Raw genomic sequence first — 18407 nt, 5'->3', positions numbered from 1 at the left:
TTCCAGGCGCGTCAGGAAGCATAGGCTAGCCTTTGCCAAAGTTTCAAATCTGCTGAAAGTTCACGAGCCCGACAAACGGCGACATGCCAGGGGCCTCGTCGACGTTTGCCGGTCAGCTCAGCAGCTAGGAACGTCGACGGTAATCTTCGGGTCGTCGACAAGCGGCTGGACCGGTACGCGAGCTTCGCCCTCGGCTGTGGGCTCGGTCAGATCGAACTTCAGCTCAACCGTCTGGCCTCGCGGAATGACGGCCCTGGTCATGTAGGCCGGGTGACCCTGTTCGGTTCCGTTGACGGCAAACGAAATCTGTCCACCCACGGAGACGGCATCGAGTTTGGCGCCGGCTGTCGCAAGCAGAGTGACTGCAGCCACATTGGTGCCATTGGGCAGTCGTCCGGGGTTGTCGACGATCCCGCTGACATATTCGGTCAGGTCGGCGTCGGGCGCGTTGTTGGTCAGTCGAACGGTGACCGTTGTCTTTCGGGTGTCGCCGGTGCACGTCTGGGCTGTGTAGTCGATTTCTCGTGTGAGGTAGTAGTCGAGCTTGTTGCCGGCTTGGTTGTTGATCACCACACCGGCATACGGAGCCGCATCATCGGGAATGGTGTGCCCGAGGACGGTGTCGGCAAGAACCGATTGTTCGTCGGGGTGAGAGCTCCACACTGCGATTCTGCCCTCGCTGACACCTCTGCCCAGAGCCTCCAGTAATGCGCTCGGCGACTTGATGTTCCCGGTCATCTTCGCCACGACACGGGCCGCGATTGTCTGCAGATACTGCTTTCGTGCCTTGTTGTCGGAGGGAAAGCGTGCGTACGCGGTCGACTCGGTCAACTCAACGACGTTGTCGGCGGTGACCGACTCTCCGTCCGGCATCTCTACTGGTCCCACCGCCTCGAGGAGGTAACTCAGTGCTATCGGATCGGTCGCTATCGCGCCGTCGACCAGCTCACCCCCGGACTCCTGTGACCACAGGGACTGCCAGATCTGCGCTGCGTAGGGAAAGTGCGAGCTGAGGTTGCTGTTGCGAAAATCGGTGGTCGGTCGACTGTTTCCGTACAGCTGGTTGAAGTCAGGACCAAGGTCTATCGGTTGATTGTCCAGTGTTAGTTCGGAGTTGGGGGAGAGTGTGTCCACCCGAGCGGCGCCGTTGTCGACTCGGACGATGCCGTATCCACCCAACAGGCCGCCGGTTCCTCGCGCTTCCGCATTGGTCTGGAAACCGATGAAGTAGTTGCGCGGTCCGTCGGTGCCGAGCATCGCCGGTGCGATGCGCGCCGCGGTGGCGGTGTTCGTCAGGAGGGTAGCCAGTTCGCTTGTCTGCGACTGTAATTCTGCTCTGGCATCGTTAACTCGGCCCAGGTACTTCGATTCGGGAACTTCCTGTGCCTGCGACGACAGCAATTCCGCGGCGATAGCTGTTTCGGCCAGTTTCGGTTCCGCTTCGCGTAACGGTGTGAGTGCCAAGCGCCCACCGGGCTGCACCAATTCCGTTGGTGCGAGTGAAGTTCCGGTAGTCACGGCAGGGCCGAGAACGTCACGCGTAAGCCCCTGAACGACCTCGGTCATCTGGCGCGTCGACTCGAACGGCGACCCGATGACGGGAATTGCGGCGGTGATGTTCCAGGGGAGTGAATGGGTGTTGTCGTATGCGGCCGATGCTTCGCGATCGGCTTCCGCCGCGGCAGACTCTGCGACTCCCGTATCTCCGGCCAGGAGAGCGCTCTTCGCCGACTGTGCGTGGTCGCGAGCCGCCTCCAGGTTGTCTTTCGCTTCGTATGCCGTGTACCCGAGCCATGCCACGAAACCGCCCACTACCAGCGTCGTTGCGGTGATCGCGACTGCCGTTCTACGGCTTCGGAGAAAAGCGGCCGCCCCCTTGGTTTCGCGCTCCGGGCCCCTCGGTGGGATGGTGTTGGAGCCGCTCGGTTCAGCCCCGGAATCGTCGTCGGACTTTGGTCCCACCGTGTCGTTGTTCATCCGCTGAAGCTCCTGACGTTTGAGTGCGTGAAAGCTGCGTCGACATGTCTAGCAGTGTTGGCCCAGTGGTGAAAACTTAGACGAGACAGTAGGGTTCGGTTCGGCCGTTCGTGGTGTTCGCTCCCATGGATTCACGTGATCAGCCACCGAACGTTCGTGAAAAACAAGGCTGGTGAAATGTGAGGTGACGGGTTGAGTGCTTTTCCGTTGTCTCGGGCTCAGCTCGCGCTGTGGTTCGCGCAGCAATTGAGTCCGTCAACTCCGTTCGTGGTGGCTCAGTACGTGGAACTACGCGGACCGGTTGACGTCGACGCGCTGATCGAGGCAACGAACACGGCATGTCATGAATTGGAGTCGCCGTTCGTTCGCCTCGTCGCTACCGATGCCGAGCCGGCACAGGTCGTCGATCATTCGATCGTCGACGATCTCGCATACCTCGACTTACGCAGCGACCGCGACCCGGTTCAGCGCGCGAACGAGTGGATGACAGCGGAATACTCACGGCCACTTGACGTGATGTCTGACCGCCTGATCTCGGCAACCTTGCTTCACCTGGCAGATGAGCACTACTACTGGTACTCGCACGCCCATCACCTCGTGCTCGACGGACATGCGGCGATGACACTCACCGCTCGGGTGGCCGAGCGCTATTCGCATCTGGTTCATGGCAAGACGCTGACTCCTTTCGGTGGTCTCGGGGTACGTGCACTGCATGACCTCGACGTCGATTACCGATCCTCGTCGCGGTATCGATCGGACGAGCAGTACTGGACGGAGATGTCCGAAGGCCTGCCCCGCCCGGTTCGCCTCGCCGACGGCGCCGGCCTGACGTCCATGCCGCAGCGCATGATGGTGCGGACACTGAATCCAACTCTTGCAAAACAGCTTTCGGATGTCGCGACCGAGTGGACTACCTCCGAGGTGGCGGTCCTCGTCGGTGCATTCGCGTCCTATCTCGGTCGCATGACTGATTCCGATGACGTAGTCCTCAGCTTGCCGGTGTCCGGCCGCACCACGGCGACGTCGAAACGTTCAGGTGGGATGCTGTCCAACATCGTGCCTGTTCGTGCGCAACTCGAACGGGATCTGTCGCCACGAGAACTGGTGCGTCAGATCTCGGTTCAGATGACCGGTGCACTACGCCACCAGCGATTCCGCTACGAGGACATGGGCTTCCAGGAGGGTCAGGGCGGATCCCGTGAGGCGGCGGGCCCGGCCGTGAACGTCATGATGTTTCACGAAGCCATTCGGCTCGGCGACGTCGTCGGCGAGTTTCACGTCCTCACATCCGGCCCCACCGAAGACCTGTTCTTCAGCATCTATCCGTCGATCGCGGGGGAGAACGTTCGCCTGTCCTTCGAAGCCAATCCGCACCTCTACAGCGAACGTGACCTGGCGATGCATCATCGTCAGTTCGTTCGGCTACTCGAGGGGTTCCTCGACTCGGCTACCCGTGCGCTCGGTGACCTCCGCATCCTCTCGACGGACGAAGTGAAGGATCTGGTCCCTGCGCTGGGTCCGCGGACGGACGGATTCGCGACGCTCGATTCGGTCATCAGAGGCGGCGCAGGGCAGGGGAGTGCTGTCGCGATCCGCGAGCAAGGTGTGGACGTCACTTACGACCAGCTCGGCGCTCGCGCGGATGCACTCTGCGCCTTGCTCGTGGAGAACGGAGTCGGACGAGGCGACGTCGTCGGGATCCTCACCGAGCGCTCGACCGATTCCGTAGTTGCATTCCACGCGGTAGTGCGGGCTGGTGCTGTCCTTCTTTACGTGGATCCTCAAACACCCTCCGAGCGTGTCGCTTTCATTCTCGACGACGCCGACGTGTCGGTTGTGGTCGGTGGCGAACTCGTGGACGCGCCGGCTTGGGTGTGCGTCGTTGATCCCAGTGGCGACGAGACCGTCGAAGGGCCGGTGGATCGACGCGTGGGGGCGGGTTCATCTATCGCCGACCTGTCTCTGGACGACACCGCCTACGTGGTCTACACCTCTGGTTCTACCGGGCGACCGAAGGGTGTCGCGGTCACGCACCGAGGCATTGTGCCGTTGCTGCGTTCTCACGCACGGCGTCTGAACATCGATAGTTCCTCCCGCGTCGCGCTCCTTGCAAACACATCGTTCGACGTGGCGATCCTCGAGATTCTGCTTGCGCACGGCTGCGGCGCGACCGCAGTGATCGTTCCTCCCGGATTGATCGGCGGAGTGGACCTCGAAGACTATTTGCGGCTCGAAGGTGTCACGCACCTGAACTCGACGCCATCGGTTCCGCTGACGATGGATCCTCGGAAACTGCCGGATCTTCGAGTGTTGAACGTCGGTGGCGAGCGACCGCCGGTGGCGCTCGTGGATGCGTGGTCGAGTCACGTCGACATCGTGAATTCGTACGGGCCCAGTGAAGCAACCGTCGCGGCATTCATGAGCGAGCCGCTCGCGCCTGGTGGTGATACTCCGATCGGGCGCCCGATCGACGGCGTTTCCGCTGTGGTGTTGGATTCGTCGTTGCTGCCCACTCCGGTCGGCGCCGCGGGGGAGCTGTACGTGATGGGACACGGACTGGCGCGAGGGTACCTTTCTCCGACGCTCACCGCGGAGCATTTTGTCGCTGCGCCCTTTGGTGCCACTGGTGCCGGCGAGCGCATGTACCGCACCGGGGATGTCGTGCGATGGAACGATGCCGGTCAACTCGAGTTCTTGGGTCGCTCTGATCAACAAGTCAAGATCCGTGGAGTACGCGTCGAACTGGGCGAGATCGAGGCTGTGCTCCTGTCGACTCCCGGCGTTGCGCAAGCAGCGGTGGTCGAGCGATCCGGGTCGCTTGCGGCGTATGTGACCGTGGCCGAAGGTGCAGCTCATCCGTTGAGCCAGACGATGGTGCTCGATCATCTGGCTTCCCGACTTCCTCGTTCCATGCTGCCGAGTTCGGTGACTATTTTGGCAGCATTGCCCGTCACGAGCCATGGAAAGACTGACCGTTCAGCGCTCCCCGAACTGGCGTCGTCCGCGCCGGCCGAGCAGCGCGCGGCGGTCAACCGTCCGATCGAGTACGACGAGGAATTGATTGCCTCGGTGATGGCCGAGGTCCTCGGCGTCGGAGTTCTCGGACCGCACTCCGACTTGTTCGCCTGGGGCGGTAGTTCACTCGACGCCGTGTATGTCGCCGCGCGAGTGAGTTCCGCCCTCGGAAGACGGGTTGGTGTGAGGGATGTGTTCGGTGCCCCGACGCCGGCGCGCCTGGCCCGGGTGATCCGTGCGGGGCGGGCGGAGTGGGTGGAGGAACCCCAGCGCATTTCGGACGACCTCGTCGTGGAAATCGCACCGGCGCAACAACGCCTATGGTTACTGAACCGTTTGGATCCCCAGTCGTCGGCGTACAACATTGCGTTCGAGGTCGCGTTCAGTGGTGCTCTGGATATCGAGGCGATGAGGATGGCGGTAGGTGACCTGACCGATCGCCATCTCGTCTTGCGTACTGTTTTCTCGTTCGACCAGAATCACGACGCGTGGCCGATCCAGGTTGCGACCGCGACTCCGGTGACTCTGATCGAGGTTGCGTCCGAGGATTACGAGGCTGCGTCAGCGGATTTGGTTGCGGCGGGTTTCGACCTGGCGACCGATGCGCCTCTTCGCTTGATCCTCGCCTCCGGCAGCGATGCCGACCACCGCATGACCGTGGTTGCCCATCACATCGCCCTGGACGGCCTTTCGTTCGCGACGATCGTCTCGGACCTCATCGCGGCGTACGACGCTCGCGCCGACGGACGGTCGCCGATCTGGCCTTCGCCCGCTCTCGACTACCGCGACTATTCCGCTTGGCACAGAACCATTCTCGGTGATCCCGCGGATCCACAGAGCTTGGCAGGACGCCAGCTGGAATTCTGGTCCGACACACTCGCCGGTGTTGATCCGACTCTGGTGCTTCCCGTGGACAGATCCCGCCGGCCGGACCAACCGTCGTCGGCTCGGGACGTGACGTTCGAGTTGCCCTCACCTATCCATGCGGCGCTGAACGAGATCGCTCGCGCGCACGACTGCACAACCTTCATGGTGTTGCACGCTTGCCTTGCGATCGCACTGAGCAAGATCACCGGTGCGTCCGATGTGGTCATCGGGACCCCGACCTCCGGACGAACGCATCCTTCGTTCGACGGTGTCGTCGGTATGTTCGTCGGGACCGTCGCGCTGCGAACGCTCCTTCGCGGCGGAGACACGTTCGGTGAGTTCTTGACTCGGGTGCGCGAGGTTGATGTGGCGGCCCTGTCCAATGCCGACGTCCCGTTCGACTGGGTGGTCGACCGTGCGGTCGATGGGGGCGTAGGTGAGAAGAATTCTTTCCTCCGAGTTGTTCTCGCTGTCGATCCGGTAGCGCCCGACTCCGAGATCGCGATGGGAACTCTGACGGCGCACGGCACTCCGCTACCCCCCGTGCACCCTCGCTTCGACCTCGAAGTGACGGTGCGCGAGGATCGTACGATTGACGGCGACGCGAGCGGTGTTCGCGGCACTTTCCGATATGCCGCCGATCTGTTCGATGCAGGCACCGTGCAGAGCTGGGTCGAGCGGCTTCGTCGAGTGTGTGGCTCGATTACCGAGAACTCGTCAATCATGCTGCGTGACATCGATGTTCTCAGTGTTGCGGAACGCGAAGAATTGTCGGCTCGGGTGCCGGCGCCGTCGATTGTCGCGCAGTCGCTGCCTGACCTCTTCGGGGCCGTCGCAGCCCGGCATCCGAATGCAATCGCGGTGTCGAGTGGCGATACTCGCGTCACCTATGAAGAGGTGCGAGTTCGTTCGGAGGGCCTTGCCGCTGTCTTGATCGATCGAGGAATTCGAGTCGGTGATCGCGTGGCGGTCGCCCTGCCTCGATCGGTCGACCTCGTCGTAGCCATCATCGCTGTCGTTCGCGCGGGCGCGACGTACGTACCGATCGACTTGCAGTATCCCGACGCTCGTATCCACTACGTACTTGCCGATGCAGGCCCGAAAGCGATTCTGTCGACGGACGAATCTGCTGGGCGGTTCGTTGGGTACGAGCAACTTGTCATCTTCGTGGACGAGACGACGGACGCTACGGCCGACTGGCCCGTTGCACAGTCGGAGTCCGCCGCCTACGTGATCTACACTTCCGGATCGACCGGAGCTCCCAAAGGCGTAGTGGTGTCTCAGGACAACGTGTTGGCGCTGCTCGCCTCGACCCGAGAGATCTTCGACTTCAACGCCGAAGATGTATGGACGATGTTTCATTCGTACGCATTCGACTTCTCGGTCTGGGAGATGTGGGGTTCGTTGACCACTGGCGGATCCCTCGTGATCGTGGACGGTGATGTCGCGCGCTCACCCGAAAGATTCGCGGATCTGATTGTGCGGGAACGAGTGACCGTTCTCAATCAGACCCCGGCCGCCTTCTATGCGTTGGCGGAAGTCACGCAGGAAATGCTGCTTCCGCTCCGGACGATTGTTTTCGGCGGTGATCGCCTCGACGCCGGCCGCGTGGAGGCTTGGTTCGATCGGCACCCGGACGTGCGGGGCGTCAACATGTTCGGAATCACCGAAACCACAGTCCATGTCACCAGTTTCGATCTTGTCCCCGGTGACGAGACTGTCTCGCCGATCGGGTCCCCACTACCAGGGTTGCGCAGCTACGTACTGGACGCGTCGTTGAAGCCCGTCCCTCCGGGATCTGTCGGCGAACTGTATGTTGCGGGTCCGCAGGTGGCCGAAGGCTACTTGGGTCGACCCGCGATGACGTCTTCGCGATTCGTGCCTGAACCCGGATTCGATGGATCACGGATGTACCGCAGCGGCGATCTGGTCCGTTGGCGAGCCGGCCGACTCGAATATGTTCGCCGCGCCGACGGTCAGATGGCACTGCGCGGTTACCGCATCGAACCGGGCGAGGTCGAATCCGCGCTGTTGGCTCACACGTCGGTGGAGCAGGCCGCGGTAGTGGTGAGAGAACTCGACAGCGGGCCGACTTTGGTCGGTTACATCACCCCGGGGAGCGGACACGACCTCGACGGCGTCTTGCGGACTGCTCGTTCGTTGCTGCCCGCGCACATGGTTCCGTCGGCTTTGATGGCGCTCGCGTCATTACCGGTCACGATCAACGGCAAAATCGACCGAGCATCGTTGCCGACCCCGGTGTCTCTCACGCAGCCGACTCGGCAGTCGCGAGACTTCTTCGAGCAGACAGTCGCAGCTATTCTGAGCGATTTGATGGAAGTTCCGCATGTCGATCCGGTCCGGAACCTCTTCGATCAAGGCGCCAATTCCTTGATCGCCACTCGTCTTTCGTCGCGTCTGAACTCCGCCCTGGGCTGCAACCTCGACGTCCGCGATGTGTTCGAGCACCCATCCGTCGATCAGCTCGCAGACATCGCTGCTGCGCGGATAGGTGTAGGGCGAACCGGCGCGGAGCACGCGTCTGACGTGTCCTTGGGGCCTCGTTCGGACAACACGGAAGTGCACCTGTCAGCTTCCCAGCATCGAATGTGGATTCTGAATCAGTTGGATACAGACTCCGCCGGATACAACATCCCGATCGTGCTGCGCTTGGCAGGCGAGCTGGACGTGGTTGCGGCCGAACTGGCAATTCGTGACGTGATCAATCGCCATCGCACTCTGCGGACCGTGTATCCGGTTGTCGGCGGCGGCCCGGTTCAGACGGTGCTCGACGCCGAGGATGCGCTTCCGGCCTTTCAGCTCGAGGCACTCGACGGCGGCGACGCCGAGAATTGTGTAGCAGTACTGGTGGGTTCGGGCTTCGATGTCACCGTTGATCCGCCCGTACGTGCGGCACTTCTCCAGGTTTCACCCGTCGAGCACATCCTGGCTGTCGTCGTCCATCACATTGCCGCCGACGCTCGATCGCTCGAATTGTTGGTCCGCGACTTCACTGCGGCGTACATCGCCCGCTCGGCGCAGCACGCTCCGCAGTGGTCGCCGCTCGCGCTCGAATACTCCGATTACAGTGCATGGCAAAGGGAATCGGGGATTCCCGAGACGGTACGCAGCTACTGGATGCAGGCTCTCGAAGGACTTCCCGAGCAGGTGACGCTTCCCCTCGATCGTCCACGTTCGACGTCCGCCCGTGCGTCGAGCTGTCGGGTGGAGATCTCAGGTTCGGTACGAACGGGCCTTCAGACACTCGCACGATCGAACAACGCGACCATGTTCATGGTTGTCCACGCCGCTCTCGCGGCGCTGTTGGCGAGGTACAACGGTAGCAATGACGTAGCTGTCGGCACTGTTGTGTCCGGACGCGTCACACCTGAACTCGACGAGCTGGTCGGCATGTTTGCCGGCACGATTGTTCTTCGAACCGAAGTCGATCCGTCGAACTCGTTTGGCCGGTTGGTCGAGCAGGTTCGTCAGCGTGACGTAGCGGCGTTCGCGCACGCAGAGATGCCCTTCGAATCGCTGGTCGATCTGATCGACCCATCGCGATCGCGTTCGCGACATCCGTTGTTCCAGGTAGCGCTCTCGTTCCGAACTGCTGAGACCGCCGCGTGGTCGATACCAGGGCTGGACATCACACAGATTGCTCCTGAAGTCAGGCACGCAAATTTCGATCTGCAGGTCAACGTCACGGACGAGGGGGTCGGGGGCGAACTCGGTCTCGAATTCGTCTACAACGCTGATCTATTCGATGATCTGACGGTATCGAGCTTTGCGGGCCGGTTCGAGCGCTTCCTGAATCAAGTGTCTGTCGACCCGAATGTCACCGTAGGGCAAATCGACCTGTTGGACAGTGCGGAACGAGCTCTTCTCGTCCCCGCACACGGCGCGGTCGACAGGCCTGATCGATCTCGACTTTCCGGTGCGACACTTGCCTCCATGCTGCGCTTCGGCGTCGAATCCGCCCCGGACGCTGTGGCGGTCGAGGGTGAGGGCAACACACTGACTTACCGGGAACTCGATGCCCAGTCGGATGTCGCAGCCGACGAGTTGCGCTCCCGGGGAGTTGGAGTCGACCAGGTCGCTGCTTGGACTGCAGATCGGTCGATTGCGTCGATCGTGCAACTGTGGGCAATCGCGAAGGTCGGTGCAGCTCCGGCATTGACGGACCCGGAACAGCCGCAGGCGCGAGTACGCGATGTCCTCGAAACACTGGGCACCGGAGCGATCGGCGGCCGCAACGCTGGTGGTGAAGACGCTGGTGCTGAAGACGCTGGTGGTGAGAAAGTCACCGACTCGGTGCGCGAATATTCCGAGAACCTGGCGGCCTACGTAGTTTTCACGTCAGGAACGACCGGAACCCCCAAGGCTGTGGTCGTGACCAACGGCGGGCTCGGTGTGATCGCCGAAGACCTGCCCGGTCGATTCTCGGCTGGGCCAGGTTGTCGCGTATTCCATCGCGGAGCGCCAGGATTCGACATGACGTTGCTCGAGGTGCTCATCGCGAGTGCGTCCGGGGCCACGCTCGTTCTGGCGAAGAACGAAGAACTGTTCGGCTCGGGACTCGCATCAGCACTGAGGCGCGAGCGAATTACTCATCTGTGCGCCACACCTACTGTCGTCGCCTCGATCGGCGATCCTTCGCTGCCGGACCTTTCCACGGTGATGTTCGGGGGCGAGCGACTCGGCGGCGCGTTGGCGAAGCGCTGGCAAGCCGGACGCCGAGTCATCAACGGATACGGACCTGCCGAGTCGACGATGTATTCGCTTGCTACCGAACCACTGTCGATCGAACAACTGTCGGGTGACACTCACGACGGATCGATCGGGTATCCACTGGCCGGGGTCGACGCCGTCGTGCTCGATGATCGACTCGAACCGGTGCCGCCGGGAGTCGCCGGCGAACTGTATCTCTCAGGTCGAATGCTCGCTCGCGGTTACGCCGGCCAACCGGCCCGAACTGCGGAACGATTCGTGGCAACCGGTTCAGGCGCCCGGATGTACCGGACGGGCGATCTGGTGATGTGGAAGCCGCAAAGCCCCAAATCCGAGGGAAATACGTATCGCCTGCATTATCTCGGGCGAACTGACGTGCAGGTGAAGGTCAACGGAGTCCGGATCGAACCGGGTGAGATCGAGGCAGTCATTCAGTCTGTCGCGAACGTCGACTTCTGTGTCGTCGGGGTTCGGTCGGCCGAAGGTGGAAGTCCTCTGTTGGTCGCCTACGTGAGAAGTTCAGGTGCCGAAAGAGTTGACACTGGTCAACTTCGCGCTGCCGTCGCAGAAGTCCTTCCGACGTACATGGTTCCGCATGCCATCGTCGACATCGAGGGCGAGCTTCCGATGCGGAACGGCAAGGTCGACTTCGCCCGTCTCCCGTCTCCGACACTGGATGCTTCCCGTGCAGAGGGGCCGGCCACCGCCACCGAACGTGTTGTAGCCGGAGCTTTTGGTTCCGTCCTCGGTGGGAATGAGGACGACCGCGACGCAGACTTCTTCTCGCTCGGGGGCAACTCGCTGTCGGCCGCGGAGGTTACCTCGCTCCTGAGTAGTACTCTGGGGCTGGTTGTTCCGCTCAGGACCGTATTCGAGCATTCAACAGTTGCGGCGTTGGCAGCCCGGCTCGATTCGCTCGAGCAGAACGACTCGGTGACCGATCTTGTCCGACTGGAACCGCGCCGCGATCCCACGCCCGCACCCCTGTCACGAAACCAGCGTGCGATGTGGGTACTGAATCAGCGGAACACAGCGAGCGGTGCGTACAACCTGCCGATCTGCATCGAGATCGACGGTGAACTCGACGCGGCCGCGCTGCGTCAGGCAGCGACGGATCTTGTCGGTCGTCATGACGTCCTCAGAACCCGGTATCCGGGCACTCCACCGGTTCAGGTCGTGGAACCTCCGACCTCTGTGACAATGGAAACGCGGCTGGTCGCCGACATCGAGGTCGAGGTGCTGCTGCGAGAGTTCGGCTCGCGCGGTTTCGATGTAGCGGCAGACCTGCCGGTGCGCTGGATGCTGCTCCAGGTGTCACCGGTCCGGCACGTTCTGGCAGTGAGCTTTCATCACATCGCAGTCGACGGGGTGTCGATGCGAACGGTGGTCGGCGACCTGCTGACCGCGTACGGCAAGCGACGAGCTGGACTGGATTCGCAATGGTCTCCGTTGCCGATCCAGTACGGGGATTTTGCCGCGTGGGAGGCAGCACGTGACGTTTCCCCTGGCGTCGAGCAGTTCTGGCGCCGAACGCTCGACGGTGTGACATCTGTGTCTCCGCTGACGGTGGATCACTCCGATGGCGGGCCGGATACCCTAGCGCAGCGAGTGAACTTCGTGATACCAGCCGTCATCACCTCGGCACTGCAGGCGCGAGCCGACCGATTGAAGGTCTCGCTGTTCGCGGTAGTTCATGCGGCGTTGTCGGTGGTGCTTGCCAAGCTGAGTGGAAATCCCGACGTCGTGATCGCCACAGCTGTCGACGGACGGCGGGCGCCTCAGCTCGACGGCGTGGTCGGCATGTTCGTGGATACGGTGCCTCTTCGCCTTCGGATCGACGGGGACGTGCCGATCGATCTTCTGTTGGGTGCAGCTTTCGATGCTGATGTGGCAGCGTTCGAAAACAGCTCTGTTCCTGCCGAATTGGTTGGTGAGCTGCTCGGTGGACGAACTCCCCAGATTGCGCTGGGTCTGCAGAACTTCGCGATCCCTGCCGTGGAGGTTTCCGGTCTCACGATCGAGGCTCGCGAAATCGAGACCGCGACAACGAAGTTCCCCATGCATGTCTCGCTCGCACCCGCTGTCGACGGTTCATTGACCGGAGCGCTCATCTATGCCGCGAGCGCATTCGATCCTTCGAGCGCCGACGCCGTTACCCGACAGCTGTCGAGAGTGCTCACCTCGATTGCCGAGGATGTGCCAGTACTCGTTTCGGATCTCGCGGTGGGCGCGGCGCCCAGTTGGACTGCTGCCGAGGTCGATTCGTCCCGCACGCTGACCGAGATCTTCGCCGCCACCGCGGCGCGATTCCCGAACAACATTGCTCTCGACGACGGACACCGCACGGTGACGTATGCCGAACTCGACTCTGCCTCGGATGCCCAAGCCTGGGAACTGGTGGCTCGGGGAGCAGGACCGGGTGCCGTGTACGAGATTCCGGCGGTGCGGACTATCGCGTACCTGGTCCGAATGTTGGCGATCTCGAAAACGGGAGCGGCATTCGTGCCGATCGACCCCGACCTGCCACCGGCACGTCTGAAGCAGCTGCGCACAGTCCTCTCCGATCGCAGCCCTGTTCCCGGTCGGCAGTATCCGGATTCAGTCGCGTACGTTGTTCACACGTCCGGGTCGACCGGTGAACCGAAAGGCGTTGCAGTCACCCACCGAGGACTGGGCCTGCTGACCGACGATGCTGTCCGCAAGTACGGCGTGACCTCGGACTCGGTTGTGCTGCACGGTTACAAACCGACGTTCGATGCAGCAATCCTCGAGATGATGTTGGCGATCGGCGCCGGGGCTACCTTGGCGGTCGCTCCTCGGGAGGCTTTCGGCGGAAGGGCACTCGAAGAATTCGTCGCAGAACGCGGCGTCACTCACATGTTGTCCACTCCAGCCGTACTCGACACGATGGCTCCAGAGCGGTTCGATTCGCTCGAGGTGGTGGCAGTCGGTGGCGATGTGCTCTCACCTTCCACCGCGCGTGCGTGGAGTCGCCGCGCGCGAATGCTCAATGCGTACGGACCGACGGAATGCACGGTGGTCACCACTGTCGCCGAGGTGGATCATCGGGTCACCATCGGAGTCCCGCTCGCCGGAATCGGTGCAGAGGTGCTCGATACGCGACTGCGTCCGGTGCCGTGGGCCGGGATCGGTGAGTTGTACGTCAGCGGGCCCGGGCTTGCGATGGGCTATGCCGGAGATCCTGCCGGCACCGCCACGTCGTTCATCGCAGCACCCGGTGGGCACCGCCGTTATCGGACCGGTGATCTGGTTCATCGCCGCACGGATGACAGGCTCGGATTCGTCGGACGCTCCGACCGTCAGATGAGCGTGCGAGGAATCCGCGTCGAGCCCGCCGAAATCGAATCAGCTCTGCGTCGGTGCACGGGCGTCGAGGCTGCGGCGGTTGTCCTCGTCGACGACATCGCCGTTGCGTGCGCGGTCGGCGATGGTGTGGAGGCGGATCAGCTGACAATCGAGTTGGCCGCGATGTTGCCTGCGTATCTGATGCCCGGCCGCGTGGTCGTATTGGAGTTGATCCCGCTCACGACGAACGGAAAACTGGACGCAGATGCGTTGCGGCGCCATGTGTTCGAGAGCCAGGCGCCCGATGCAGCAGTGACGGTTTCGGAGGAACTCGTCACCGCTGTCATGTCGGAACACGTGTCCGGAAGTTTCGGCGCTCTGCACAACCTGTTCGAATCAGGTGGTGATTCGTTGGCCGCGGCAGCGGTGGCAGGTCGACTCGCCTCGATCTTCGCGCGAGATGTGCCTGTTCGCGCCGTCTTCGACAATCCGTCGCCGCGAGCGATGTCTCAGTGGCTGTCGGCGAGCGCGTCCGATGGCAAACGCCGCGAACTGACTCGACGTGATCCCGGCAAGCCGGCCCCGCTGGCGCCCTCGCAACAACGACTCTGGCTGATCAATCAGCTTCAGCCGGAATCGACTGCGTACAACCTGACGTTTGCAGCGGTCCTGGCAGACGACGTCGATCGTTCGGTCTTGAGCAGCGCGCTCGGCGACGTCGTCGATCACCATGCCGTTTTGCGAACTGTCTGTGTTCCGGGTGAATTCGGTCCGCAACAACTTGAAATGGACTCTGTTGCATTCGATCTCACTGCGGTACACGTCGGCGATATCCGTGCGAGCGCTTCGGCATTCGCGACTGTGCCGTTCGATCTCGAACGAGATGTTCCGTTCCGTGTGCGTGTGTTCGCCGAAAAGGCAGGAGTCGACTCTGCAGGACTGACGGTCCTGGTCATCGTTGTTCACCACATCGCGATCGACGGAGCGTCGATGGGCCCGATCCTGACCGATTTCGTGGCAGCCTTCCAGGCCAGGTCGGCAGGTCTTCCCTGGGATCGCTCGTCGGGGGAGATCAGCTACGGCGACTACAGTTACTGGGCGAGAGAGAGCTTGGGTGACCCCGAGGATTCTCTCAGCATGGCTCACCGGCAACTCGACTATTGGTCGGACGCACTTTGTGGCGTCGAGGATGTGTTGGCTCTACCCGTCGACAACCCCCGGAGTCCCGTGTCTTCACGATCCGAGGAGATGGTGACGGAAGTCCTCGATGGCGCCAGCTACGACGCGTTGTCGGCGTTGGCTCGTTCGCATGGCGTCACGGTATTCATGGTCGTCCACAGCGTGATCGCCGTGCTGCTCGCTCGCGAGTGCGTCACGGACGACGTCGTGGTGGGAGCAGCTGTGAGTCTGCGGAACGATCCGGCGCTGCTGAGCGTCGCCGGAATGATGGTGGGTACTGTTGCATTGCGCACGAGGATCAACTCCACCGATCGCTTCGCTGCTGTTCTGGACGAGGTTCGCCGTGTCGATCTGGAAGCAATGGCGAACGCGGACGTCTCGTTCGACGACGTCGTTGCGAAGGTCGATCCGCCGCGCAGGATGAACGAGCATCCGCTGTTCACGGTCATGCTGGCGTACCGGCGAGCGCTGGAGTTGCCGCAGATCGACGGCATTACCGTCTTCGACATCGACAATTCAGGGGCGTCGACTGGTTACGACTTGACGTGGGACCTGGTCGACACCGGTGACAGTCTGACTATTCGATTGCTGTATGCGACGGACAAGTTCCGCGAGTCGACCGCGGAACTGTTCATGCAGCGGGTGAGACGTATCGCCGAATCAGTGACCGCGGAACCCGAGATTGTGATCGGGGAGATCGAACTGCTGTCCGGACTCGAACGCTCGGCGCTGACTGCTGCGAATCCTCGCCACGTCGAACCTCTGACGATTGCCGACATTTTCGAACGCGCTCTGCGTCAGGCGCCCGACGGCGTCGCGCTGGAAGAGAACGGCAGACGCTGGACTTACCGCGACCTGCACGAGGAGTCGTCGCACTGGACACGCGAGTTGGTGGTCCGAGGAATCGGACCCGACGACGTGGTGGCCGTTGCGCTCGGGCGCGGGCATCTGTGGATCGTTGCGTTGTGGGCAGTAGCGCGTGCAGGCGCAGCGTGGCTGTCGCTCGATCCGGCGCTGCCGACAGCGCGCCGGCAGACGATGGTCGAGGAATGCGGTTCGGTTGTCGGTTTGACAGCGGGAGGTGCATCCGAGAGTTTGCCCGAGTGCGTCGAGTGGGTGGCGATGGACGAATCCTGCACTGCTGGTGGCGCTGCCGAGGTATCGGCAACGCCGGCTCACCCCGACAACCTCGCCTACGTCATCTACACGTCGGGTTCCACGGGAAGACCCAAGGGCGTGGAGGTTTCACACCGCGGAATCATGAACGTCTGCACCGCACACGCCGAGATCGCCGAGCTCGAGCGTGGCCCCCGAGTCCTGCAATTGGCGTCGTCGACCTTCGACGCGTCGGTGATCGAGATCCTTCTCGCGGCTGCAGGGTGTGGAACGCTGATTCTGACTCCCGACTTCGTCTACGGGGGAGAAGAACTCACGAATCTGCTGATAGCCGCCGACGTAACACATCTGATCGTGACGCCGACGGTCCTGGCGACAGTCGATCCGGATGCAGTGCAACCGTTGATCGTCGAATCGATGGGGGAGCCGCTCTCTGCGCGCCTTGCGTCGGCGTGGTCACCCCGACATCGCATCGTCAACGGATACGGACCGACCGAATCAACGATCGCGGCATCGATTTCCGCACGGATCACTGACGCGGACGTCACTGTCGGCACTCCAGTCCCTGGTACGACAGCATTTGTTCTCGATCAGAGGCTCCGACCGGTTCCGGATGGCGTTGCGGGAGAACTGTTCCTCGCCGGTGAGAATGTGGCACGGGGGTACGTCGCTTCCCCGGCTCTGACGTCCGAGCGCTTTGTTGCCAATCCTCATGCGGTGGGGACTCGGATGTATCGCACGGGTGACCTCGTGCGTCGTAGGCGTCACGACCGAGCGCTCGAGTACCTGGGTCGCAACGACGCGCAGGTGAAGGTGCGGGGTGTCCGCGTGGAACCGGCGGAGGTCGACGCGGCCCTGTCAAGCCATGGAGCAGTGGCCTTCTCGGTAACCGTCGTCTGTGACGACGGGCACGGAGCCGCTGAACTCCGGTCGTACGTAACGCTGGCGGAAAACGGTTCGGCGACGGAATCGGAGCTTCGCGGGTTCGTCTCCGGCCTGCTGCCGAAGCACCTGCTGCCTTCGTCGGTGACGATAGTGGGCGAGGTACCGTTGCTCGCTTCGGGGAAGATAGACGCAGCGGCACTTCCTGCTCCTTCACCGCAGCCAGGGTCGAGTGTGGATCGACCCATCTCGGATACCGAACGTCACGTGGCACAGGCATTCGAGGGCGTGACCGGCGCGAAATCGGTCGGCCGCTACGACGACTTCTTCGAGCTCGGCGGGACATCGATGGGTGCAGTTCGAGTGGCGACGCGCTTGCGTGAGAGCCTTAACAGGGAATTCCCGGTTCAATGGATCTTCACCGACCGAACTGTGGCGGAGCTTGCCTCTCGGATGGATCTCGTTCATGCCGATGTCTTCGAGGGTGATTCGCTTCGTTCGGATCCGCTGGACACGGTCGTCATGCTCGGCGGCGACCCCGATGACCAACGGCCGCCGTTGTTCTGTGTGCATCCGGTCAGCGGAATCGCCTGGTGCTACGCCGGACTCGTCGGTCAGCTGCGGGGTCGACGGGTGTACGGCATCCAGGCAACGGGAGCAGGTGAATTGCCAGGCACGGTGGCGGAGTTGGCGTCGGGGTACGTCGATGCCGTACGGACGGTGCAGCCATCGGGTGAATACCATCTACTGGGTTGGTCTGCCGGCGGAACGATCGCGCTCGAGATGGCGAGCCAGCTCGAAGAGGCCGGCGATCTAGTCGGTTCGGTTTTCATGCTCGACGCGCTGTTACCGGAGATGATGCCATCGGTACAAGCGGCTCCGAAACCTTCCGAACTGTTCGCGCAGATCGGGCTATCCGAGGTTGAAACTGAAACTGCAGCACTGACTTTCACAGACGTTGCGGCAGAGATCCGAAGGCAGACCGGTATGGATTTCCTTTCCGATACGGTACTCGAATCCGTAGTGGGTCGGGTGGAAAAACTGTCGCGAATCGTTCGGGACCACACGCCGAGGCACTATTTCGGGTCAGTGGAACTGTTTGTGGCGCAGCATGATCTGCCTGAACATCGTCACCTGGTCGAAAGGTGGTCCGAACTGGTGGGGCCGTTGCGGGCGTACCTGGTCGACTGCTCCCACTCGGAAATGTCGAGCACTGAGGTGTTGGCGGAGGTCGCCCAAGTTCTCGTCGGCTATCTCGAAGGTGTCGATTCGGATTCGAAGGATCGCAATCATACTGGGGTGCAGTAGATCTAACGTGCCGGGACTTTGGTCCG

2 protein-coding genes are annotated in these 18407 nt (G+C 62.2%); one reads left to right on the top strand and one right to left on the bottom strand.

Annotation, left to right across the window (positions count from 1 at the left end; all coding sequences use genetic code 11):
• Window positions 1–117: 117 nt before the first annotated feature.
• On the bottom strand, window positions 118–1977 hold the full coding sequence (locus PCS43_RS26590; RefSeq protein WP_073513045.1) for a DUF4012 domain-containing protein: 1860 nt from the start codon (window positions 1975–1977) through the stop codon (window positions 118–120).
• A gap of 192 nt (window positions 1978–2169) precedes the next feature.
• On the opposite strand from PCS43_RS26590, the gene PCS43_RS26585 reads away from it, so the two are divergent.
• A complete protein-coding gene (locus PCS43_RS26585) occupies window positions 2170–18381 on the top strand; it encodes a non-ribosomal peptide synthetase (protein WP_209908858.1) in 16212 nt (5403 codons plus the stop codon).
• The last annotated feature ends 26 nt before the right edge of the window (window positions 18382–18407 follow it).

This window comes from Rhodococcus sp. C-2 (genome assembly GCF_027854095.1).
GTDB classification, from domain to species: Bacteria; Actinomycetota; Actinomycetes; order Mycobacteriales; family Mycobacteriaceae; genus Rhodococcus_F; species Rhodococcus_F qingshengii.
This window is presented reverse-complemented; position numbering and strand designations above follow the sequence as displayed.

Coding starts and splice junctions, on each gene's coding strand:
- PCS43_RS26590 (WP_073513045.1), bottom strand. CDS start 1,977: ATGAACAACGACACGGTGGGACCAAAGTCCGACGACGATTCCGGGGCT.